17 protein-coding genes are annotated in these 22,052 nt (G+C 65.3%); 12 read left to right on the top strand and 5 right to left on the bottom strand.

The features are described 5' to 3' along the window. Window positions 1–88 precede the first annotated feature (88 nt). Together ACO05L_RS12975 and ACO05L_RS12970 are read left to right on the top strand one after the other, a co-directional pair. A complete protein-coding gene (locus ACO05L_RS12975; RefSeq protein WP_421729581.1) occupies window positions 89–1,303 on the top strand; it encodes an MFS transporter in 1,215 nt (404 codons plus the stop codon). Between the two features lie 60 nt (window positions 1,304–1,363). Continuing rightward, on the top strand, window positions 1,364–2,191 hold the full coding sequence (locus ACO05L_RS12970; protein WP_421729580.1) for an enoyl-CoA hydratase/isomerase family protein: 828 nt from the start codon (window positions 1,364–1,366) through the stop codon (window positions 2,189–2,191). A gap of 14 nt (window positions 2,192–2,205) precedes the next feature. Here the strand turns inward: ACO05L_RS12970 and ACO05L_RS12965 are convergent, their stop codons facing one another. The 4 genes from ACO05L_RS12965 to ACO05L_RS12950 are packed head-to-tail and all read right to left on the bottom strand — an operon-like array spanning window position 2,206 to window position 7,064. Next, on the bottom strand, window positions 2,206–3,330 hold the full coding sequence (locus ACO05L_RS12965) for an acyl-CoA dehydrogenase family protein (protein WP_421729579.1): 1,125 nt from the start codon (window positions 3,328–3,330) through the stop codon (window positions 2,206–2,208). Further along, window positions 3,330–4,250 carry an acyl-CoA dehydrogenase family protein gene (locus ACO05L_RS12960; protein ID WP_421729578.1) on the bottom strand — a complete coding sequence of 307 codons (921 nt, stop codon included), beginning with the start codon at window positions 4,248–4,250 and terminating at the stop codon, window positions 3,330–3,332. The genes ACO05L_RS12965 and ACO05L_RS12960 overlap by 1 nt, the downstream gene beginning before the upstream one ends. Further along, window positions 4,247–5,413 (bottom strand): acyl-CoA dehydrogenase family protein, encoded by a 1,167-nt coding sequence (locus ACO05L_RS12955; RefSeq protein WP_421729577.1) that lies wholly within the window; start codon window positions 5,411–5,413, stop codon window positions 4,247–4,249. Before ACO05L_RS12955 ends, ACO05L_RS12960 begins: the two co-directional genes overlap by 4 nt. A gap of 1 nt (window position 5,414) precedes the next feature. After that, window positions 5,415–7,064, bottom strand: coding sequence for an AMP-binding protein (locus ACO05L_RS12950; RefSeq protein WP_421729576.1), 1,650 nt, complete (start codon window positions 7,062–7,064; stop codon window positions 5,415–5,417). Between the two features lie 268 nt (window positions 7,065–7,332). Between ACO05L_RS12950 and ACO05L_RS12945 the strand changes: the two genes are divergently transcribed. The 10 genes from ACO05L_RS12945 (at window position 7,333) to ACO05L_RS12900 (ending at window position 20,392) form a co-directional block, all read left to right on the top strand. Continuing rightward, on the top strand, window positions 7,333–8,415 hold the full coding sequence (locus tag ACO05L_RS12945; RefSeq protein ID WP_421729575.1) for an AraC family transcriptional regulator ligand-binding domain-containing protein: 1,083 nt from the start codon (window positions 7,333–7,335) through the stop codon (window positions 8,413–8,415). A 150-nt stretch (window positions 8,416–8,565) separates the two neighbouring features. Next, window positions 8,566–9,537, top strand: coding sequence for an acyl-CoA dehydrogenase family protein (locus ACO05L_RS12940; RefSeq protein WP_421729574.1), 972 nt, complete (start codon window positions 8,566–8,568; stop codon window positions 9,535–9,537). Further along, the gene (locus ACO05L_RS12935) at window positions 9,534–10,319 is read left to right on the top strand and encodes an SDR family NAD(P)-dependent oxidoreductase (RefSeq protein WP_421729573.1); all 786 of its coding nucleotides are present in this window, start codon (window positions 9,534–9,536) and stop codon (window positions 10,317–10,319) included. The genes ACO05L_RS12940 and ACO05L_RS12935 overlap by 4 nt, the downstream gene beginning before the upstream one ends. A gap of 39 nt (window positions 10,320–10,358) precedes the next feature. Next, window positions 10,359–11,807, top strand: a complete 1,449-nt coding sequence (locus ACO05L_RS12930) for an NAD-dependent succinate-semialdehyde dehydrogenase (protein ID WP_421729572.1) — start codon at window positions 10,359–10,361, stop codon at window positions 11,805–11,807. 260 nt (window positions 11,808–12,067) lie between these two features. Beyond that, complete coding sequence (locus ACO05L_RS12925; RefSeq protein ID WP_421729571.1) at window positions 12,068–14,443, top strand: TonB-dependent receptor; 2,376 nt, start codon at window positions 12,068–12,070, stop codon at window positions 14,441–14,443. Window positions 14,444–14,501: 58 nt separating this feature from the next. After that, entirely contained in the window at window positions 14,502–15,095 is a 594-nt protein-coding gene (locus tag ACO05L_RS12920) for a carboxymuconolactone decarboxylase family protein (RefSeq protein ID WP_421729570.1), read from the top strand. Window positions 15,096–15,147: 52 nt separating this feature from the next. Continuing rightward, a complete protein-coding gene (locus tag ACO05L_RS12915) occupies window positions 15,148–16,398 on the top strand; it encodes an MFS transporter (RefSeq protein ID WP_421729569.1) in 1,251 nt (416 codons plus the stop codon). Then, entirely contained in the window at window positions 16,398–17,078 is a 681-nt protein-coding gene (locus ACO05L_RS12910; RefSeq protein ID WP_421729568.1) for a glutathione S-transferase family protein, read from the top strand. The genes ACO05L_RS12915 and ACO05L_RS12910 overlap by 1 nt, the downstream gene beginning before the upstream one ends. Window positions 17,079–17,130: 52 nt before the next feature. Next, entirely contained in the window at window positions 17,131–18,939 is a 1,809-nt protein-coding gene (locus ACO05L_RS12905; protein ID WP_421729567.1) for a thiamine pyrophosphate-binding protein, read from the top strand. A 28-nt stretch (window positions 18,940–18,967) separates the two neighbouring features. Beyond that, window positions 18,968–20,392, top strand: coding sequence for an aldehyde dehydrogenase family protein (locus tag ACO05L_RS12900; protein ID WP_421729566.1), 1,425 nt, complete (start codon window positions 18,968–18,970; stop codon window positions 20,390–20,392). 48 nt (window positions 20,393–20,440) lie between these two features. On the opposite strand, the gene ACO05L_RS12895 is transcribed toward ACO05L_RS12900, so the two are convergent. After that, window positions 20,441–21,955, bottom strand: coding sequence for an acetyl-CoA hydrolase/transferase family protein (locus tag ACO05L_RS12895; protein WP_421729565.1), 1,515 nt, complete (start codon window positions 21,953–21,955; stop codon window positions 20,441–20,443). Between the last annotated feature and the right edge of the window lie 97 nt (window positions 21,956–22,052).

Below are 22,052 nucleotides of genomic sequence, written 5' to 3'. Positions count from 1 at the left end.
CCGACCAGCCCCGCTGTTCTGGTGTTTTCCGCCGATCCCGCCCGTCGTTCCGTGGTTGAGTACGACCACCAACAGCGTGCGGGGCCGGATGCGTCGACAGAGTTTGATGTCCAGGCCGCTGAGGCTGAACCTCGCCATGCTCATGGCGGGGCTTGGAAGCTTTTCGCTGCTCTACTGCCCTCAGCCGCTGATGCCTTTGTTGGCGAGCCATTTCGCGATCAGCCCGGCTTCATCCAGCCTGGCGGTAGCTCTGACCTCGGCGCCTATGGCCATCGGGATTCTGGCCGGGAGCGTCCTGTCTGATCGCGTGCATCGGCGGACCCTCATGGCGAGCTCTCTGTTCCTGGCGGCAGTCCTGACGCTGATCACCAGTCTTACGTCCGATTGGCATATCCTGCTGGGCCTGCGCGTGCTGACCGGCCTGGCGCTGGCCGGTGTTCCAGCCGTCGCGATGGCGCATATCTCGGCCGAGACCGACAGTGTCTCCATAGGCTCGGCGATGGGGGTCTATATCGCCGGAACCGGCGTCGGAGGGCTGCTTGGCCGGCTTGGCGCCAGCTTCGCGGCCGATCTGCTGGACTGGCGGTGGGCCTTCGCGCTGACGGGGCTGAGCGGCATATTGATCGCCGTGGCGTTCGCGCTGTTGCTGCCGACAAGCCGGGTCGCACAGGAGTTCCGGGCTGCTAGACCTGCCGAGATTCTGGGCGATTTCCAGCGACTGATGAAGGACCGCGTCCTGGGGTTTCTCTACCTTGAGGCCTTCATCTTCATGGGCGTGTTCCTGACCGTCTTCAACTATACGGGCTTCCATCTCGCAGAGCCGCCGTTCGCCCTGTCGCAAGCGGCCATCGGCTCGATCTTCATCCTCTTCCTGATCGGCAGCGCCGCATCGCCGGGGATCGGCTGGTTGTCTGGGCGCCTGGGCCGCGACAAGGTGTTTCGCGCGTCTCTAGTCGTACTGCTGGCCGGTGTGATCGTGACCCTGTCGATGTCGACGTGGATCTATATCCTTGGCCTGATCCTTGTGATCGTCGGCTTCTTTGGCGCGCACGCTGTGGCGTCGAGTTGGGTTGGCGTGCGGGCTGCGGCTGCGGCTGGCAAGGCGGCGGCGCTTTATCTGTTCTTCTATCATCTCGGATCGGCGGCGGTGAGTTCGCTCGGCGGCCTGGCCTGGCAGGGCGGCGGGTGGCCGCTTGTGGTCGGCTATGCGGCCAGCCTGTGCCTGCTGGCTCTCGCCGCGACCTTCGCCGTGCGCCGCGAGGCTGGCCCGATGCGAACCACCGTCGCGGGGCAAACCTCATGAAGCCCAACTGCCCAAAGACCGCCGTCCGCGCCCAGGCGCCGTTTCAGGGACACTAGGAAGATGTCGAACACCTCCGACCCCACCTCTTCGATCCTCACCTTTCTGGTGAAGGATGGTGTCGCGCTTCTGACTCTTAATCGACCAGAGGCGGGCAATTCCCTCAGCCCCGACATGCTCACGGCGCTGGAGGCCGCCTGGGCTCGGGTGGAGGCTGACAACGACATCCGCGTGGCGATTATCACCGGGACAGGCGAACGTCATTTCTGCACGGGCGCCGACGTGTCCGGCGTGGAGGTCGGAAAGGGCGGGCTGAACAATGTCCCCTACGCCTTCGCCAATCGCTTCACCCCGCGCCAGTGGGGGGTGTCCAAGCCGGTCATCTGCGTGGTCAATGGTCTGTGCAACGGTGGCGGCCTGCATTTCGTCGCTGATTGCGACATCGTCATCGCCCGGGCCGGAGCGAGCTTCATGGACAGTCATGTGTCCATCGGTCTGGTGTCTGCCCTTGAGTCCATCGGGGTGGCGCGCAAGGCCGGCGTCGGGGCGGCGTTGTTGATGGGGCTGTGCGGCCGGGATTACCGCATGACCGCCGAGCGCGCCCACGGCCTGGGGATGATCGACATCCTGGAACCCACTGCGGCGGATGCGCTGGCGCGGGCCCATGCGCTGGCGGCGATGATCTGCGCCAACTCACCTCAAGCCGTTGCGCTGACCAAGCGAGCGATCTGGGCTTCGACGGAACTGCCGGACCCGGCCGCCCTGGTTTACGGATGGGAACTGCTCAAGTCGCAGTGGAGCCATCCCGACTTCGAGGAAGGGCCGCGGGCCTTCCTCGAAAAGCGTGCGCCGCGCTGGAACCCCGATCCCAACGCCGATCGTCGGGGGTAGCGTGGCCGTCGGGGTTAGCGTGGCCCTCGGGGCAGTCCCAGAACTCTTTCGCCGATGATGTTTCGCTGAATCTCGGAGGAACCGCCGGCGATCGTCTCCGAAAAGGCGTCCAGATAATGGTGGCCCAGGCCGTGCTCGCCCAAGGCCTCCGGCGCCGAGATGCCGAACAGGTCCAGCGAGGCGGCCGTGACCCTCTGTGCGAACTCCGCAAAGCCGAGACGCACGATCGAGCCGCTGGAGTCCGGAACCGTATCGGCGGAATCGAGCGCGAACCGATAGGCCATGGCCTTCTGGGCCGCGCCTTCCGCCCTGAGGCGCGCGATCCGTGTTCGCATCGCCGGGCGATCTTCCGGACAGGCCTGCAGCAGGGTCTCGACGCCCTGGATCAAGCCAAGCAGCAGTGGAAGACTGGCCGTTCCCCGCTCGAACGCCAGGGTGGACATCGCGGTCGCCCAGCCATTGTTGACGCCGCCGACGACGTTCTTCAGCGGCACCCGAACGCCGTCATAGAAGATTTCACAGAACTTCTGCGGCCCGGCCATGGTTCGGATCGGGCGTATCGTCAGGCCCGGCGCATTCATCGGGCAGATGACCCAGGTCAGCGCTTGTGAGGTCTTCGCCGTCGCATCGGTGCGGACCAGCATCTCTTGCCAGTCGGCGATGTCGGCGTAGCTGGACCATATCTTGTGGCCGTCGATGACCAGTTCATCGCCCTCGACCCGACCGCGCGTTCTCACCGCCGCCAGATCCGACCCCGCGCCAGGCTCGGAGAAGCCCTGGCACCAGATATCCTCGCCGCTCAGAAGTCGGGGCAGATAGAAGTTTTTCTGCTCGGGCGTCCCGCATGCGATCACCGTGGGCCCTGCGTGATTCAATCCCACAAAGGAGGCGTCGAGCGGGGAGGGGGCGCCGGCGCGGGCATACTCCTCACACCACACGATCTGTTCCAGCACGGTGGCGCCCCGCCCGCCATAGGCTGTGGGCCAGGCAACGCCGGCCCAGCCGCCTTCGAACTGGGCCTTTTGCCAGGCCAGAATGGCGGTTCGCGCACCCTGTCCGCAAAGCGGGGGCAGGGCGGAGGGCTTGTTTGCGGCCAGCCAAGTGCGGGCCTGCAAACGAAACTCGCTGATGGATTCCATTATGCGGCCTCCGGCCATGCGGCCGCTGCGGCGGCGCGTGCCTGACCGCTGGACCCGCCCAACTCGCCGACGAGTGCGCGCAGTCGATAGGTCCAGAGATGAAGCGGAAATTCGAGGGTCAAACCCATCGCTCCCGTGAACTGGTGAAGGTCGAAGGTGAATTGGGGGATGCGCATCTGGACGAAGCCGGCGGCGATCGCGGCGTCGTCATCACGGTCGGACCAGGCGGCCCGCAAGGCCAGCCAGCGCGCGGACTCTGTGGTTTCCGACGCCATGGCGAGCCGGTGCTGAATGGCCTGAAAGGCGCCGAGAGGCCGGCCGAAGGCTTGGCGCGCCGTCACGTGTTCCACCACCAGGGCGAGCGCGGCGGCCATGCAGCCGGCGGCCTCGGCGGCCAGGGCGATGCGCGAAAGTCGACGGACCAGTTGCACGTCCGCGAACACCCGTCCGCAGCCTGGGTCGATGTGGGTCAGCCGGCCATAGGGGTAGGCGAACAGGGTCTCGACAAGTTCAACGTCCGAGGCCTTCACCGGCAGGATCAAGGCGTCTTCGCCGCGGTCGATCACGACCAGACTGGCGCGGTCCAGATAGCGGCCGGCGCGGTTTGCCTGTCCCGAAATCATCGAAATGGGTCTGAGGCCGGGCTCGATGCCGAGCCTGGGCGCCAGGATCGCGCTGGCTGCGGCCTCGACTGTATGCGGCAATCTGGCCAGCCGCTCAACGATCAAGGCCGCGTCCAGAACGCCAAAGCCATCCTCGCGTGCGATGTCGAGATAGCCGGACCCGGCCAGCGCCATGTCGAGCTGGTCCGCATAGGCTGAAAACACCGGTTCGGTCGGCGCAGGGGGGGCCTCGCTGGCCAGCAGTTGGTCCAGACCCGACAGCAGGCTGGCCTGGTCTTCGCTCAATTCGAAGTTCATGGACGACGGCCCTCTCCAGGCAATTCCAGCCAGCGACGGGCCACGAGGTTCAGCTGGATTTCAGCCGCGCCAGAGGCGATGCCGGCGGCGATCGCGCGCTGATGATGCGCCTGCTGCACAGGGTCCTGACCCAACAGCCCCTCGGGCAGAAACTCGGTCAGGAAATCATTGACGCCATTGTCGGCCAGAACCACCGACCACCGGGCGACGGCCCCGAACGCATCGGGGGGCAGGTCGCGCGCCTTGCCGTCGATGATGCGATAGACCAGCATCCTGGCGGCTTCACACAGCATCAGGGCGCGTCCCGCCCGGTCCCGAACCACGGGATCGGCCCACCGACCGTCGGCCTTCAGCCGCGCCACCGCCCGGTCGAGGATGCGACGGGAAAACTCGTAGCGAGGAATGCCGACGCGTTCATTCTGCAGGGCGAAGGTGATGATCTCCCAGGCCTGTCCCTCCGCACCGAGACGGTTGTGGTCGGGCACGAAGACATCGTCGAAGAAGACCTCGTGGATGTCGCCATCGCCGATCAGCGAGGGGATGGATTTCACCTGGACGCCGGCGGCCCGCATGTCGGTGAGCAGGATGACGATGGCCGCCTTGCCGGTCGCGGCTCCCGGCGCCGCCGGCACGCGCGCCAGCAGGAAACAGGTGTCGGCGCGCCCGGCGTAGGAAGTCCAGACCTTGGCTCCGTTGACACGATATCCGCCCTCGACGGGCGTCGCCGTGGTGCGCAGGGACGCCAGATCGGACCCGGCCGATGGTTCGGAAAAGCCCTGGCACCAGATCGCCTCACCGGCGCGGATGGGCGGCAGATAGCGCTCCTGCTGGTCGGGCGTCCCAAAGCGCATGAGGACCGGACCGATCCAGTTGACGTTCATATACTGCGGCCCGCGAGGCTCGCCTGCCGCCCACACCTCCTCGGCCATGATGAACTGGCGCCAGACGCCCTCGTCCTGGCCGCCGAAGGCCTTGGGCCAGTGCGGGATCAGCAGGCCCTTGTCATGCAGGGCGGCGCAGAAGGGGCGCGAGAAGTCCGTCTGCGCATCGCTGCCGGGGCCGTGCAGGGAAATGTCTTCCCAGTCGTCAGGCAGCATTTCGGTCAGGACATCGCGAACGCTCTGGCGATGCGTCGCCTCCTCGGGGGACCAGCCGAACTCCATCTCAGGGTCTCCCCTCGGCCTGGATCAACTCCTGGCGAATGACGTGCTTCAGCACCTTGCCGGCTTCGTTCTTGGGCAGGGCCGTCCAGACCGCGACCTGTTCCGGCGCCTTGAACGACGCCAGTCCGGCGGCGCGCAGAAAGGCCGCCAGGGCCGGGACATCCGGCTGCAGGGATGTTTGACTGTTGTCGCTCGGCATGGGGACGATCACCGCGCAGGCGCGCTCGCCCGACGCCGCGTCCGGGACGCCCACCACCGCGACTTCGCCGATCCACGGGTGGGTCACCAGAACGTCCTCAATCTCCTTGGGCGCGATGTTCTCGCCTTTGCGGATGATGATGTCCTTGGCCCGACCCGAGATGACCAGGCAGTCGCCGTTGGCCCAGCGGCCCAGATCGCCGGTCCGATAATAACCCTGGTCGTCGAACACGGTCGCCTCGTCTGCCGGGTGCAGATAGCCGACCAGCATCTGGGGACCGCGGGCGCGGACCTCGCCGGCGGGGGCTTCATTTTCGGCGTCGTCGATCAGCCGTATGTCGGCGATCCCGGCTCGACCGTCGGTCTCCGCCGCGTCATTCAGCGTCTCGCGCGCCGGCGCGCCGATCGTGGTCACGGGCACCTCGGTCGATCCATAGACGCGGGTGACGCCCGCCTGGTCGAACCAGGCCGAGGCTTCGCGGATCAGGGACGGGGGAACCGATGCGCCCCCGCAGATGAAGACCTTGAGCGCCGGTAGATGCTCGTCAGCGTGGCGAGCCGCCTGCAACAATTGTTCGAGAAAGGGCGTGGCGCCGGCCATGTGGGTGCAACGGTGTCTGACCATCAGTTCGAGACCCGCCGTGGCGTCCCAGCGGTCCATCAGCACGGCCGTCGAGCCCAGTAGCAGCGGGGCCTCGAAGGCATAGATAGAGCCGCCGATATGGCTGATCGGGGAGGGCACCAGGAAGGTGTCGCCCGGCGCGACCCGCCAGTGCTCGCCGATCTGGCGCACCAGGGCGTGGATGGAGTTGTGGGTGTGCATCACCCCCTTGGGCGCACCCGTCGTGCCGGATGTGTAGAGGATCAGGCGGACCGCATCGGCCTCCACCTGTGGCATGGTCACTCTTGGCCCGATGTGCAGGAGGCTTTCGAAGGCGGAGTGGTTTTGGGCCGGGCCACGCACAACGACCACGTCTAGCGGGGTCGTCAGATCGGTGCGAACCCGCTCCATCATGGCGACGTAATCGTGGCCGCGAAGCTCGGCCGGAATGAAGATGATGCGGCTGCCTACATCTTCCAGCATGAACCTGAGTTCGTGGGCTCGCAGCGACGGCAGGATCGGATGGACGACCATGCCGGCAACGGTCGTGGCCAGATAGATGATCGCCGCCTCATGCCAGTTCGGCAGCATGAACGAGATCACCGAACCTCGGGGAAACCGCTCGACCAGCCGACTGGCCAGGCGGGTGACACGATCCTTCAGGACTGCGCCGCTCAGACTGATCTCGCCATCAATGATGAGGGGTCGTGCGGGCGTCCTGGCTGCGCGGTCGAGAGCCTCGACCAGGGTCTCGCGCACCCAGTGACCTTGAGCATAGGCGTCGTCGGCGCGCGCCTGATCCCAGCGAATGGAACGGCCTTCGATCACCCGTCGGACGGTGTCCGTCGCCACGCTCATCGTGACACAAACCGGGGCGCGGGCGCAGCTGGAGACAGCAGACGCAGGGACGTGCGACAGCAATGAGGACGGCTCGATATCATGGTTCGAGGGTTACGCGCTTCACCGGGTGATGTCCTTGACGCCTGACGACATCGTGAGCGCAACTGGCGACCCTGACCTTGGCGAGCATCCGGGCGGGCCTTGTCAGTCCGTCCGGGCCAGCGCATGATTGTGGCCACAACAGAAGCCGCAAAGGCCGTTTAAAACCCAGGGAGACGAGATGTTGCTGGAACGCGTCGACAACCCACCGGCCAACGATGGCGGGTCGAAAGCCGACTCGCGTTTCGAGGTGGTCAACATCGAAACCCTGCGGTTTTTCCCGGAGTTGGTCGTCGAACTCGGCGGTGACCCGGCGCCATTGATGCGGCGCGCACGGGTCGATCCCTTCATCTTCGAAAAGCAGGACTCCGTGCTTGAGTACCGCTGCTTCGTGCAGCTGTTGGAACTCGCCGCGTTGGAGCTGAAGTGTCCCGATTTCGGCATGCGTCTGGCGGGACTTCAGGCCGCGCGAAAGGTGATCGGCCCCGTTGGGGTGGTGATGCGGAACTCCAAGACGGTCGGTCAGGCCCTTGGTTACTGTGCCCGGCACATCCATGCCTACAGCCTGGCCACGCGCGTGCGTTTCCGGCCCGACCGGGCCAATCACAGGCTGTTCGTCGGGCTCGAGATCCTGGGCGAGAATATGCCCCAGCCCTGTCAGGCCGTGGAGCATGGTCTTCTGCTCGCCAGCCGCAACATCCTGGACATCGCAGGGGGAACAGCCCGTGCGCGCGCCGTGTCCTTCCGTCATCAGCCGGTGGCTTCGATGGAAACCTATCGCGCGATGTTCGGTTGTGACGTGCGGTTCGGCGAGGATGCCGATGGCATCACGCTGACCGAAGACGATCTTCTATGCGCGATCGTGGCGGCGGACGAGGACATCTACGAGATGGCCACCTCCTTCGTGGACATGCGTTTCCCGCCCGCGACGCCGCCGATGCATGCGCGTGTTCGGGGTCTGGTGCGCCAGTTCCTGGGCGGTGACGACTGCACCAACGAGCGTGTCGCCGCAGAGCTTTGCATGCACCCCCGAACCCTCCAGCGCCGCCTTCGCCAGGAGGGCAAGTCGTTCGAGAACATCAAGGACGACGTCCGGCGCGAAGTGGCGCTGCACTATCTGCAGCAGACCGACATGCCGCTGTCGCGGGTCGCTGAAAAACTGGGCTACGCCGAGGCCTCCGTGCTGTCGCGCAGTTGCTACCGCTGGTTCTCCGCATCCCCGCTCAAACTCAGGCGCGAGCCCGTCCAGGCGCCTGCCGCCTGACCACAGATTGGTCGCGCCGCCCGCTGATCGCGATGTGCCCGTGATCGTGTCGTCTTGGGTCGCTTGATCGTCCGGAGGCGTCAGTGCGGGCAGCGTCATTCGCGGACTACAACGACGCCTGTATCTGGGGCGGTTGTAGGACTTGAAGTGATGGAGGATGGACCGCGATATCAGCCAAGCCGCGATCAACTTGAGGTCGCCTCCAGTATTGGCGGCGCGCTCAAGGATCTGCTGCCGATCTCGCGCGTGCATCTCTCGCCCAACGAAACGGATGAGACCTGGGCGGCGCTCGACGACCTGGGGATCTTCGGCATAGCGGCCAATGAGGCTGACGGCGGATGTGGTCTGGGCGTGGCGGAGGAGGTGCTGATCGTCATGGATCTGGGCCGTCGTCTCGCCGCTCCGTCGGTGCTGGCGACGATAGGCGCAGGACACGCCCATTGGCCGGAGGGCGCGCCTCGCTCCGCCCAGCCTAGGGTCGCGGCCGCCTATTCTGAGGCGGGGCGCATCGTGATCGTCGACGATCCGAACGCCGATCTCGTGCTGCTCCGGTCTGAGGGGCCGGGCCTCCACGCCCTTCCAACCGCCTCGCGCACCATCGACGAAACCGTCTGGGGCGTGGTGCTGAAGGAAGCCGACGTGGTGGGCGGACCCCTCGCCGCCTTTGGGCCTCGCCAGGCCATGAGGCTCAGGCTTCTTGATGCGGCAGCCCTGGCCGGTCTGGCCGAGGCGGCCCTGGATATGGCCGTCGCCTATGCAGGCATTCGCGAGCAATTCGGTCGCCCGATCGGAAGCTTCCAGGCGATCAAGCACAGGTGCGCCGATATGGCCTTGGCCAGCCGCAGCGCCAGGGATCTTGTGACCTTCGCAGCGGTAGCCTTTCAGGACGACCGATCCGACGCCGCCATGCTCATCGAGGGTGCGGTGTTTGTCGCCGGGACGGCGGCGCTCGACAACTCCGGTGCGAACATTCAGGTCCATGGCGGTATCGGCTTCAGTGACGAGGCCGACCCTCATTTGTTGCTGAAGCGGACGCGGGTTCTGCTGGCTCTGGCCGGCGGGCTCGAAGCCGCTTCGGAGCGGGTGGCCGCGGCCAGGAACGACGAGGATCCAGTATCATGACGACCGTAGCCATCATCACCGGCGCTGGAAGCGGCATCGGCCTGGGTTGCGCCGAGAAACTGTCGGCGGCGGGCATGTGCGTGCTGGGCGTCGGGCGTCGCGCCGACCTGCTGGAGGCGATGGAAGCCCATCTGGGCGACCCCCAGAGAACCGCCAGCCTAGCCGTCGACATTACGGAAGAAGACGCCCCGCGTCGCATCGTCGCCCTGGCGCTCGAGCGGTGGGGACGTGTCGATTTTCTCATCAACAACGCCGGCGCCGGCAGTCCCAAGCCCTTGCTGGAAACGGATGACGCGGGGCTGGATCAGGCCCTCGACCTCATGCTGAAGGCGCCCTTCCGGCTGGCGCGCGAAGCCATGCCGCACATGGCGCCGGGCGCGGCCGTGATCAATATTTCCTCGACCTTCGGCGTGATCGGCGGCCTTCGCGGCGGCGCCTATTCCGTGGCCAAAGCCGGGCTCTGGGGACTGACCAGCCACATCGCTGCCCACTATGGCGCCCAGGGCATTCGCTCGAACGTGGTCGCGCCGGGCGTTACCGATACGCCGATGACCGCCGGACGATACGAGGATGTGCGGTTCCAGCGGATGAACGTCGAGATGACGCCTCACACCCGGTTGGGGACGGTCGAGGACGTGGCCAGCACCGTGGCCTTCCTGTGCTCGCCCGGCGGCAGCTTCATCAATGGTCAGACGATCGCCGTCGATGGCGGTTGGAGCTCGACCAAATACCTTTCCGAAGACGCCCTGAACGCGACCTGGACTTTCGCCGATCAGACCTGATCCCGGCGGTTCACCACGGTCCAAGACCACGGACATTCCATGATCCCGAACTTGAACGATCCGGCCCTGGTCAAAAGCCAGGCCTTCATTGACGGCTGCTGGATCGGCGAGGCCAGTCTGTCTGTGGTCGACCCTTCCACCGGCATGAGCCTGGGCGAGGTCGCCGAGCTGAATGCGGACGATGCTCGTCGCGCCGTCGAGGCCGCCGAGGCCGCCCTCCCGGCCTGGCGCGCGCTCACCGCCGGAGAACGCTCGCGAATCCTGCGTCGCTGGTTCGATCTGATCGTGGACGCCCAGGAAGACCTCGCCATGATCCTGACCTCGGAACAGGGTAAGCCGCTGCACGAAGCCATCGGCGAGATCAGCTATGCCGCCAGCTTCGTCGAATGGTTCGCCGAAGAGGCGCGCCGGATGTATGGGGAGATCATTCCGACCCATCGGCCGGACAGCCGCCTGCTGGTCATCCGCCAGCCCGTCGGTGTGGTGGCCGCCATCACGCCGTGGAATTTCCCTGCCGCCATGATCACGCGCAAGGTCGCCCCAGCTCTGGCGGCGGGATGCACCGTGGTGTTGAAGCCCGCGATGCAGACGCCCCTGACGGCTCTGGCCCTGGCTGAACTGGCGCAGAGGGCCGGCGTGCCGAGCGGCGTCTTCAACGTCGTCACCGGATCATCGCGCATTATCGGCGCCGAACTGACGGCCCACCCTTCGGTGCGCAAGCTCAGCTTCACCGGGTCGACGGAGGTCGGCAAGCTGCTGATGGCGCAATGCGCGCCGACGATGAAGAAGCTGTCGATGGAGCTGGGCGGCAATGCGCCCTTCATCGTCTTCGAGGACGCCGACATCGACGCCGCCGTCGAGGGCGTGATGGCTTCGAAGTATCGCAACAGCGGCCAGACCTGCGTCTGTGTGAACCGGATCTATGTTCAGCAGTCGGTCGCCTCTGCGTTTGAAGCGCGGCTTGCCGAGGCTGTTGCGCGCCTCAAGGTCGGACCCGGTCTGGATGCAGGCGTGCAGCAGGGCCCGCTCATCGACCAGGCCGCCGTGACCAAGGTCGAGGATCATGTTCGCGATGCGGTGGAGCAGGGCGCCCGGCTGGTGGTTGGCGGCGCGCGCCACCCCTTGGGACAGAGCTTCTTCCAGCCCACGGTGCTCGCCGATTGCACGGCCGAGATGGCCGTCGCGCGCGAAGAGACGTTCGGTCCTCTGGCCGCCCTGTTCACCTTCCGCGACGAAGCCGAGGCGATCACCCTGGCCAACGCGACAGAGGTCGGTCTGGCAGGCTATTTCTACACGCGGGATCTGGCGCGGGCGTGGCGGGTCGCGGAGGCGCTGGAGGTGGGGATGGTCGGCATCAACACCGGCCTGATCTCGACCGAGTTGGCGCCCTTCGGCGGCATCAAGGAATCAGGCATGGGGCGGGAGGGATCTCGCCACGGCCTCGAGGACTACACCGAGCTCAAATACATCTGCATGGCGGGTCTCTGAGCCCCCGTTTTCCTCCTCACTTCAGGCGACACGCATGATGTCGTCTGAAGCCGTGGTTCCGTCCCTCAATGTCAATACCGGCTGCGGGGATGTCTGTAAGACCAAAACTACTGAAGCCGGTCTTCCTTGCGTGCGCTGCCGACAAGCTCTGTCGACCCGCCCGTCCGGAACCAACCAGAGTGACAGACAACATCAAGGGAAGCGGCGGCCCGATCCCGGATCGGCCGCACGAAGTCCCAGGTAAAGGGGAGATCGGGTCGATGAAGTTCAAGTCCGCATTGTTGTTCGGGGCCGCACTGGCGGCCTTCTCGGCTACCGGAGCGATGGCCCAGACGGCCGATGATTCCAGCCAGCCCGTCGTCGCGTCCGAGGGGCAGGCGACAGGTCTGGAAGATGTCATCGTCACCGCGCGGCGCCGCTCGGAATCGCTTCAGGACGTTCCTGTGGCGGTGTCCGCCATCTCCAAGGAAGAGCTGCAGAACAACCTCGCCGCCGACCTCACCAAGATTGGGGAACTTGCGCCCCAGGTTGTCATCGGTCGTGCGACGATCGGCACGGGCGCCGTTATCGGCGTTCGCGGCATCAGCTCGTCGTCCAACGATCCCGGCCTCGACCAGAGCGTCGCCGTCGCCATCGACGGCATCGTCCTGAGCCGCGGACGCATCATCTCCACGGCGGTCTTCGACCTTGCCCAGGTCGAGGTGCTCGAAGGACCCCAGGCGCTGTTCTTCGGCAAGAACTCGCCCGCCGGCGTCATCTCCATGAGCAGCGCCAACCCGACCTCGACCTTCCAGGGCCAGGTTCGTGGCGGCTATGAGTTCGAGGCCCGCGAGCGTTTCGCCGAAGGGTTCGTCTCGGGGCCGCTGACCGATACCCTGGGCGTTCGCTTCGCCTTCCGGGCCAGCGAGATGGACGGCTGGGTTCGCAACATCGCGACGCCGGTCGAAGACCCCCTGCATCCCGGCGTGATTGTGCCCGGCGCGACAAGCGGCGGCCGCCAGCCTGGCAACGAGGAGTACGCAGGTCGTTTGACGCTGCTGTGGACGCCCACGGATGATTTCGAGGCCGACTTCCGGCTGCTGTTCAGCCATCAGGATCTGAACGCCTACAATGCCTTCGCCGAAGCCTTCTGCACCAACGGCGTGACCCAGCCGACGCTGTTCGGCACCATTCCGGACGTCAATGCGGACTGCAAGAAAGACCGCCGCAAGTCCGAGGGCAGTCTCGCGCCCGAGTTCTCGGCCAACTACACCTTTGGAAACAACGGCGTTCCCTATTTCACTTCGGAGGGTTTGCTCGGCGCCCTGACGATGACGAAGCGGTTTGGCGACGTCTCGATCACCTCGACGACTGGCTACTACAAGCAGGACTTCTCCGGCACGAACAACGCGGACTACACCTCGTTCGCCCTGCTGTGGGGCGCCCAGTCGGAAGAGTATGAGCTGTTCACGCAGGAAGTGCGGCTGAACACGGATTTCGAAGGTCCGTGGAACTTCTCCGCCGGCGTCTATTACGAGAAGTCCGACCGTCTGTTCGGAAACTACCCCAGCATCACCCACGCCGGGCTCAATGTCGCGGCCAACAACTATACGACGTTCGAGACGCTGGCGGACGCCGAGACCGAGACGATGTCGGCCTTTGGTCAGGCCCGGTGGAAGATCACGCCGACGTTGGAGTTCGCTGCGGGCGCGCGCTACTCGCGTGATGAGAAGACCCAGGACGCCTGGAACCGGACGATCGGCGTGACGACCTTTGTGCTGCGCCCCGCCGGTAGCGTTCTGACGTCAGATTTCAGCGACGAGAACGTCTCGCCGGAGGCGACCCTGAGCTGGAAGTTCGCGCCGGACCACCTGGCCTATATCGGCTACAAGACTGGCTATAAGGCCGGTGCGATTTCGAACGGCGCTCTGCTGACGGCCAGCGCCACCTCGGACAGCCTGGTGATCGACAGCGAAGTCGCTGACGGTTTCGAGGTCGGATACAAGGCCGACCTGTTCGACAAGACCCTGCGGCTCAACGTCACCGCCTACACCTATGACTTCGACGATCTACAGCTTGGCACCTTCAACCCGACCAGCCTCAGCTTCACCATCCAGAATGCGGCGGCTGCCAAGACCGAGGGTGTTTCCGCCTCGTTCGACTGGCTGGCGGCGGATCGGCTGACCCTCAACGGCAACGTCGGCTACAACCGCGCGCGCTACACCCGCTTCGCCGATGCGCCCTGTTACACCGGCCAGACCGTGGCGGACGGCTGCGTCGATCGTCGCCAGGATCTGACCGGCGAACAACTGGTGCGGGCGCCGGACCTGAACGCCACCCTCGGCGCAAACTATGTCGCACCCCTGTGGACGGGTTGGCAGGCGGACTTCTCGGCGAGCGCGACCTATTCCTCGAAATACCAATCGGCCTCCGACAATGATCCGGGCGGTATCCAGGACAGCTTCGTCAGGCTCAACGCCGCGGTGAACATCGGTCCCGAGGATGGGCGATTCCAGGTCTCGGTGATCGGCCGCAACCTGACCGACGAATACTATCTGGCTTCGACCTCCGCCCGGCCTCTGGGTGGTCCCAACGAATATATCGGCGTCTTCAACCGGCCGCGCGAAGTGGTGGTCCAGCTCCGCTATCAGTTCTAGTTCCGAACCCGATCAACACCGCCCCGACGTCACGCAGACAACAAGGATTATGATTTCAATGGCTCGAGTCACCGTCGTTCTGAAGCCCAGCGATTATCCCGGCAACCCGGATGAGCAGACCAAGGCCGACGTCAAGGCGCTGTTCGAACACATGATGCCCGGTGTCGAGAATCCCGAGATTCCCGGCACCGCCGGCGCCTTCGGAGTTGTGGCGCAGGATCCGAAGCTTGCCCTGCTGCTGATCAAGCTCAGCGACTATATCGTCAAGGAAATGCCCTGGACGAGCGGACGCCGCGACCTGCAGCAGTTGATGGTGCAGACGCTGAACTACCACTTCAAATGCGACTTCTCGTTCCTGGCGCACATCAAGCCTGCTGCGCTGGCGGGCACCAGCCCCGAGGCCCAGGCCGCCATCCCCTTTTGGCGCACGACCAACGTCTTCGATGACGAGCAGAAGCTGATCATCGAATACACCTACGCGGTGGTGACCGGCGAGGTGCCCGAGGAACTGTTCAACCGGGTGGTCGCCCAGTTCAGCGAGCGCGAAGCCATCGAAATTTCGGTCGGCGTCGGCTGGTGGTCGATGTGGGCGATGATCATCGGCGCGACCCGTCCGACATTCGACTTCGGCTACGGCAAGAAGCCGGCCTGACCGACGCGGTCCCGAACGGCATCCCCGAACCAGTGGCATAGAGACTGATCCCATGCATCCTTACATGGCGGAGTTCCGCAACCACTGGCGGGGATTGCTGTCGGCGTCGCTGGGCCTCGCCGCCGGGACGATCTCGAACTACGTCAACAACCTGTTCTCGCCTTCGCTGGTGGCCGAGTTCGGCTGGTCCAAGTCCGAGTTCGCCCTGATCGGCCTTACGGTCCTGATCGCCGCCGTCTGCCTGCCGGTGGCGGGTCGGGTCGTTGACAGGGTGGGCACCCGGCGCATGGCCATGGCCGGCGTCGTCGGCCTGCCGCTGGTCTTCCTCGGCCTGAGCGCGATGACCGGCAGCTTCCTGATGTTCTTCTGCCTCAGCGTCCTGCAGATGCTGTTCGTAAGCTGCATCGCCGGCATCCTGGTCTACACGCGTCTGATCACGGGCACGTTCAACCTGGCCCGGGGCGTGGCCCTCGGTCTGGCCTCCTGCGCGCCGCCGCTGGCGACCGCCTTCTTCAGCCCCATGCTGTCCAGCTTCATCGAGTCCGATGGGTGGCGCGCCGGCTATCTGGTCATGGCGGGATTCACCGCCGTCTTCGGCCTGGCCGCACTGTTCGTCATGCCGCGGATCCAGGATAGCCAGACCGCTTTGAAAGCGACCCGTCCGGCGGCTGCGGGTCGGTATTTCGAGGTGCTGAAGGGACGGACATTCCAGATTCTGTTTCTGGCCCTGATCCTCTGCAATCTGCATTTCACCGTGCTGACGACCCAGCTCAAGGTGGTGGTGCTGGAGCGCGGCGTCAGCTCCGAGACCGGCGCCCTGATGATCTCTCTGTTCGCCATCGGCGTGGTCGCCGGGAGGATCGCCTGCGGCCTCGCACTGGATCGGTTCTCGACGCATCTCGTGTCGGCCGTCTCTTTCGGAATTCCCGCCGTTGGGCTGGCGGTTCTGGCCAGCGGCGTTCCCACCCCCCTGGTCATCGGCGCCGGCATTCTCAGTCTCGGCCTAGCGATGGGCGCCGAGGGCGATCTGGTCGTCTATCTGGCGGCCAAATATTTTCCGGCTGGCGTGTTCAGTTCGGTCCTGGGCCTGTTCACAGCGGCCATGGCCATCTCAGCCACACTCGGCGCCTTGATCCTCAGCGTATCGCTGAACCAGTTCGGACATTACGGGCCTTTCCTCGGACTGACCTCGGTGACGATGGCCCTGGGCGCCCTGCTGTTCCTGCTGGTCCCGCGGATTGCCGGTTCCGACGACAAGGCCGATCCTCATGCGGTCCCGGTCGGCGACGCCGGTGCAGTCTGATGAAGCTCTACACCAGCCCCAACTCGCCGTTCAGCGCCCGCGTCCGCATCGCGGCCCGGCTCAAGAACATTGAACTTGAAACGGCGCCCCTGCCGGTCGGCGGGCTGAAGTCGGAAGAATTTCGCGGCCTCAATCCGGTCGCCAAAATCCCGGTTCTGGTCACCGAGGACGGCGTCTCGATTCCCGAATCCGAGGCCATCCTGCGCTACATCGAGGATCGCTTTCCGACTCCTTCCTTGATGCCTGCAGATGCGGGCGAGCGGGCGCGCGTGAACGTCACGATCCGACTGACGGATCTCTATGTGATGGACCCTGTCATTCGCCTGTTCGCGCATCTGGCGCCGACCTCACGCGATCAGCGGGTCGTAGACAGCGAAGTTGCACGGTGGGCCCAGGGACTGGCCAACCTGAACGACTGGTTGGCGCCGGGGCTGCCGCAATCGGAGGCGGGTCTGACGCTGGCGCACTGCGCCCTGGCCCCGGCCCTGCACCTGCAGACACGGATCGCGGCCATGCTCGGTCTGGCCGAGGACCCCGTCAGGCAGCACGACGCTCTCGTCGCCTTCTATGAAGACATGAAGCGCCATCCCGTCGTGGGGGCCCTTCTGTCCGACCTGACCACCGCTCAACACGCCTACGACCTCAAGGCCGGCCGACCGCCCGTGGCGCACTGGCACTAGGCGCGGGCCCGACGACACACATCAAGAAAACGACCCACTGGGAGACGACGACATGACGATATCCAAGGTTCCTGAACGCATCGCCGAGCTCATTCAGGCGGAAGGCGTCGACACGATCTTCGGCATTCCCGATCCGAGCCTGTTCGGCCTATTCCTGGAGGCGGAAAAGCGCGGCATGCGTGTGATCGCGCCTCGCCACGAACAGGGCGGAGCCCTCATGGCGGACGGCCTGTACCGTCTGACCGGCAAGCCCGGCGTGCTGGGCGTCAACAAGGGGCCGGGCGTTGCGAACATCGCCGCCGGCGCCATCTACCTGGCCAAGGAAAACATCCCCGCCGTCTTCATCATGGGCCAGCGCCAACGCCTGTACGAAGAGCGCGTCCGTCGCGGCAAGATGCAGTATCTCAGCCAGCCCAAGCTGTTCGAGGGCTGCATGAAGTATGTTGGCGTCATCGAATATCCAGAACAGACCGACGAGATCATCCACGAAGCTTTCCGGCGCGCGCTCAGCGGTGTTCCCGGCCCGACCTATGTCGAACTGCCGCTCAGCGTCGTGCAGACCGAGATCGATTTCGGCCCGGCCCTGGCGCCCGACCGGTACCGCCTCGTCAATCAGCGGGCCAGCGACCAGGCCGCCGCCGAAGCCGTGCGACTGCTGAAGGCGGCTTCCAATCCGGTGCTGCTGGTCGGGCAGGGCGCATTCGTGTCTCGCGCTCATAAGTCGGTGGCCGCCCTGGCGATCAAGCTGGGTTGCCCGGTCCTGACCACGCCCGCCGTCGAGATCGTCACCCTTGAAGGGCTTGAGGACCGCACCATTCCGTACGGCACCCCGGTCGCCAACGAGATCGTCGCCAAGGCGGATGTCGTCGTCGCCATCGGCACCGAACTGGGCGAGAACCTGCACTATGGTCGTGGCGTCCATTGGACGAAGGGCGTCGTGGATCGCAAATGGATCTACATCGAGCGCGATCCAACCGCCTTCGGCGTCAATCGTCCGATCGACGTGCCGCTGGTCGGCGACCTGCGCGACATCGTTCCGCAGCTGACCGAGGGACTGGGGGCGACCAATCGGGCGCCGCCAGTCGAGCTGGCCGGTTGGAGCAGCGCCCGCGCGGCCGAGAAGAAGGCCTATCTGGACAAGGCTCCAACCACCTCGACGCCGATCCATCCGGCCCGCCTGGCCGTGGAGGCGACCAAGGCCCTGACAGCCGAGACCGTGATCGTGCGCGACGGCGGCGCCTCGGGTCTGTTCTTCTCGTTCTTCAACCAACTGGCTCCGCGTGACGCCATGTGGAACTCGAACTACGGCGCGGTCGGGCCGGGCCTGCCCTACGCCATCGGCGCCCAGGTCGCGGTCGGTGACAAACGCCGCGTCGTCCTGTTGACGGGGGATTCCTCGGTCCTCTTCCACATCTCGGAGATCGAGACGGCGGTTCGCGAAAATCTGCCGGTCATCGTGGTCGTCGCCGTCGACTACGCCTGGGGCATCGAGTGCGCGTCCTACAAGGCGAACTTTGGTCCGGACACATCAATGCCGGGCGCAAGGTGGAGCTCCAAGGTTCGCCTGGACAAGACAGCCGAAAGCCTGGGTGCGCACGGCGAGTACGTCGAGCGGGCCGAGGATATCGCCCCGGCCATGGAGCGGGCGCTGGCGTCGGGCAAACCGGCGATCCTGCACGTCGTTGTCGATACCAACATCAACCACAACTTCGCCGAAATGCCTGGCATGGCGGAGTTCCGCACCTGGTACGGAGAGCCGGGCGACACCCTGGGCTTCGCCGGAACCCCGGCCGCGGCCCCTGCTGCGGCGGCCCCGGCTGCCGCTTCCGCCAAACCCATGGATGGCGGCGCAGGCTACTAGTTCGAGTTCGAGTAAAGGGAGCGACATCATGCGTGAGTATCTCAAGCACTATATCGACGGCCACTGGGTCGATCCGATCACGCCGTCGTTCCTGGAACTCGAGAATCCGGCGACGGAAGAGGTCTCGGGGCGGATCGTGCTGGGGTCCGGCGCGGACGTCGATCTGGCGGTGGCGGCAGCACGCCGGGCCTTCCCGGCCTGGTCCGCCACCAGCCGGGAACATCGGCTGGATATCCTGGCCGCCATCCTGAGCGAGTACGAAAAGCGCTCGGGTGATCTCGCCCGGGCCACCACCGACGAGATGGGGGCGCCCGCCGCTCTGGCCAGCGGCTTTCAAATCGGGCTCGGCCATGGCCACCTGACCACGGCGATCGAGGTCCTCAAGACCTTCCCCTTCGAGGAGCAGCGCGGCGAGACCCTGATCACGCGCATTCCGATCGGGGTCTGTGGTCTCATCACGCCTTGGAACTGGCCCATGAACCAGGTCGCGGTGAAGGTCTTTCCTGCGCTGGCCACGGGTTGCACCGTTGTGTTGAAGCCGTCCGAACTGTCCTCCTTCTCTGCGGCCATCCTCGCCGAAATCCTGGAAGCGGCGGGCGTGCCTGCGGGAGTATTCAATCTGGTGTTCGGCGATGGCCCAGATGTTGGTGCGGCCATGGCGGCTCACCCGGATATCGACATGATCTCGTTCACCGGCTCCACACGGGCGGGTGTCGAGATCGCCCGAACGGCGGCGGCGACCGTGAAGCGTGTGACCCAGGAACTGGGCGGCAAGAGCGCCAGCATCATCCTGGATGACGCCGACCTGGCCCAGAACGTCGCCTCCGGCGTGCACGGCATGATGGGCAACTCGGGCCAGACCTGCAGCGCGCCGTCGCGAATGCTTGTGCCGGCCGCGCGTCTTGAAGAGGCGATCTCCATCGCGCGCGACGCGGCGGCCGAAGTCACTGTCGGGGATCCCAACGGCAACTTCACCATCGGACCGGTCGTGTCCAAGGCTCAGTTCGACAAGATCCAGACCCTCATTCGCCAGGGTGAGGCCGAAGGCGCAACTGTCGTAGCGGGGGGCTCCGGTCGTCCGGACGGATTGGAAAAAGGCTATTACGTCAGGCCGACTGTGTTCGCGGATGTGACGATGGACATGGCTATCGCACGCGAGGAAATCTTCGGTCCGGTTCTGACAATGCTCAGCTATTCCGATCTGGATCACGCCATCGCCATCGCCAACGAGAGCGACTATGGCCTGGCGGGCTATGTTTCGGGCAAGGACCCGGCCCAGACACGTGAGGTTGCGAGACGCATCAAGGCGGGATGGGTCGTGATCAATGGCGCCTTCGACTTCAACGCGCCTTTTGGCGGTGTGGGTCGCAGCGGCAACGGACGTGAGTGGGGCGAGTTCGGCTTCCATGAGTATGTGGAGGTCAAGGCCATCCTCGGCCACGCTCCCGCCTGAGGTAGTTGCGGGAGAGATCCTTCGCTCATCTGATTGCGGCCCCGGTGATCAGACCATCATCGAGCCCGTGTTCACGAACCTTTCGTGCCAGGACAGCGCCTCGTTCAGAAGCATGGGCGTCTGCAGGCCATACGAACCCGTCAAAGCCCGCCGATAATAGTCCGCCAGAATCGGGCGGTAGGTGGGGTGGGCGCAGTTCTCGATCACGACCTTGGCGCGTTGCTTGGGCGACAGGCCCCGCAGATCCGCCAGCCCCTGTTCGGTGACGATGACCTGGACGTCCTGGTTGATGTGATCGACGTGCGAGGCGTGGGGCACAATGGTTGAGATGGCGCCCCCCTTTGCTGTCGAAGCGCTCATGAAGATCGAGATGTAGGCGTTGCGGGCGAAGTCGCCCGAGCCGCCGATGCCGTTCTGGATGCGCGATCCCATGACGTGGGTCGAGTTCACGTTGCCGTAGATGTCGGCCTCGATCATGCCGTTCATGGCGATCAGGCCCAGACGACGGATCAGTTCGGGATGGTTGCTGATCTCTTGCGAGCGCAACACGATCCGGTCGCGGTACTCACCCATCCGCTGGTTGACGCTCTGGCTCAGGTCCGGGCTCAGGCTGAGCGCGGTCGACGACGCCATCGTTAGCTTGCCGCTGTCCAGCAGGTCCATCATCCCGTCCTGAATGACCTCGGTATAGGCTGTCAGATTGTCGAATGGAGAGTCGATCAGACCTGTCAGTACGGCGTTGGCCGTATTGCCGACCCCCGACTGGAGCGGCAGCAGCGACGGCGGCAGGCGGCTCTTCCTGACCTCGTGTTCCAGGAACTCGAGCAGGTGGCCTGCGATGGCCAGGTCGGCCGCGCCGGGAGTGGTGAAGCCGGCGTTGCGATCTGCGCGGTCGGTCTCGACGATGGCGACGATCTTGTCGGGATCGCAGCGGAAACAGGGCTCGCCGATCCGGTCGCCCGGATGCACCAGGGGGATCGGCAATCGGTTGGGCGGCAGGGCCGCGCCGTAATAGATGTCGTGCATGCCCAGCAGTTCGGGGTTCTGCCAGCGGTTGACCTCGAGGATCACCTGACTGGCCCGGTCCAGCCAGGTCTTGTTGTTGCCAACGGACGACGCGGGGATCAGCGCACCGTCCTCGCGGACGCCGGTCACCTGGATGATCGCCGTGTCGAGCGGTCCCAGGATGCCCTGCCAGGCGGCGGGCGCCACCTGGCTCAGGTGCATGTCGAAATACTCCATCTGGCCGCGATTGATCTTGTCGCGGCAGGTGGGGTCGGAGTTGTAGGGCAGCCGGAACTCGATCCCGTCGGCCTTGGCCAGGGCGCCGTCCAGTTCGGGCCCCGTGGAGGCCCCCGTCCAGATTCTCAGCTTGAACGGGCGCCCCGCCGCGTGCTCATCCTCGATGCGGGCCGCCAGGGCCAGAGGCACGGCCGTGGGATAGCCCGAGGCGGTAAAGCCGCTGAGCCCCACGGTCGTATTGGGGGCGATCAGCCGGGCCGCGTCCTCGGCGGACATGAGCTTGGCCCTGTGGCCCGGGCTGGCGATCCGAGACTTATCCATAGTGATGTCCGAGGCTCCGCTGCGTCTAACTCCCGTCCGATAGACCCAAAACCACCGCAGCGTCGCCCTTAGACGACAGTCTTAGACTAATGGATAA

Source organism: Brevundimonas sp. (assembly GCF_965227765.1).
Taxonomy (GTDB): Bacteria; Pseudomonadota; Alphaproteobacteria; order Caulobacterales; family Caulobacteraceae; genus Brevundimonas.
The sequence above is the reverse complement of the archived record's forward strand: the minus strand, read 5'-3'. Positions and strand labels throughout refer to the sequence as shown.